Source organism: Rhodohalobacter halophilus (genome assembly GCF_001715195.1).
GTDB classification, from domain to species: domain Bacteria; phylum Bacteroidota; class Rhodothermia; order Balneolales; family Balneolaceae; genus Rhodohalobacter; species Rhodohalobacter halophilus.
Window position 1 is genome coordinate 1 of the sequence record NZ_MDWE01000087.1, and the last position, 1,386, is coordinate 1,386.

The 1,386-nt window shown below is 47.6% G+C and carries 1 protein-coding gene; it reads right to left on the reverse strand.

Annotated elements, in window-relative coordinates; genetic code table 11:
• Positions 1-94 precede the first annotated feature (94 nt).
• Positions 95-1,288, reverse strand: a complete 1,194-nt coding sequence (locus BG260_RS13835; protein WP_069133548.1) for an IS4 family transposase — start codon at positions 1,286-1,288, stop codon at positions 95-97.
• Between the last annotated feature and the right edge of the window lie 98 nt (positions 1,289-1,386).

Consider the following 1,386-nt stretch of genomic DNA (forward strand, 5'->3'; position numbering starts at 1 on the left):
GTTGTCCGGTTAAAATTTAGCGAAGTCCTTGAAGGGATGCTAATAGATATCTAAGCCCTGTTTTGAAGCGTTAAGCCAGATAGAACCCCCTCTATCAATCAAATAGGGTAAGTTGATCGGGTGGCTTGGTGGTCAGCTGCCTCCAGGATTGATCCGGATCTTTCAAAAAGCTAAACAAGTCGATGTAACTGGTCAGGTGATACCGAATCACCCCAACCATATTGGAAAAGGCCCATCGACGTTGTGCTTTACGCTGAACCACCAGCATCAGAAGCTGAGCGATCAGACTCACCCAAATTTGAATCTCTATGGCATTTTGGGAGTCGCCAAGGAAATACTTCAAGGGGAAATTTTGCTTGAGCCGCTTAAACATCGATTCAATTTGCCAGCGATTCTTATAGATTTCGGCGATTTTGTCGGGAGCCAGCTCGTGGTTGTTGGTCAGAAAAATATAGGTTCTATCCTGGCCGGCATGGTAATAAGCAATACGGCGAAAGGGGATCTGCCGGTCATCTTTACAAACCATAATTTGCTCATCTTTGATCACCCCGGCATCGATCGAATCGTCAAGATCATACTCTTGTAGGGTTTGCCAGGCGGCATTGTCTTTCTGTCGGGTCACAAAATAGACGTTCTGCTGGGTCCATTGTTCATACTGGCTGTAATCAGTATACCCTTTGTCAAAGACTACAAACGATCCTTCCGGCAGCGATAGATCCTTCAAAAACGCGTGGTCATGGCGGGCCGCCGAGCTAAAGCGAACCAGTTGCGGGACATCTTCAAGAACATTAATCATCGTGTGGAGTTTAATCCCGCCCTTTTTCTTTCCGGTCAGCGGCGGGCGCCCCGGCCCCTTTAGAATATCACTGAACAGGCTGATGGTGGTGGAATCAATAATCAGCAAATCCTTCATCACCGGGGTACGTGAGCTGCTGTCCGACAAAAACGAGCGGTAGCGCTTAAGCAACCGGTGATAAATCTCCCCGAACACTTCACTTGGACGGTTGGCATTGCCGTCACTGATGGTACTGCGGCGAGGGAAGTGGGTCATGTTTAAATGATTGATTTTGCCCTCACAGGCCAGCATTACGCTCGACAGCTCCCGCAGAGAACTTACCCCGCTGAGGGCAGCAAACAGCATCGTAACCAAGTGGTCGTAGGTTTTAAAGCGTTTATAGTACCGGTCGGCCTGCCAGGCTTGTGCTGTCCGGTTAATCAACCCACGGTCGATAAATTGCAGTAGTTGTTTAATGATGGGATGACCTGAGAAATGTGTACTTTTATTCATATCGGTTAGTTGGGTTTGTAGGAAAACACAACTTAACCAAAAGAGGGAAACCCGAAAGGGATTCCCTCTTCTTTTTTATCTTTTACCGGACACTACTG

What these genes read in the sequence shown, in the direction of transcription:
- BG260_RS13835 (WP_069133548.1), bottom strand. Translation starts at nt 1,288, where the DNA reads ATGAATAAAAGTACACATTTCTCAGGTCATCCCATCATTAAACAACTA.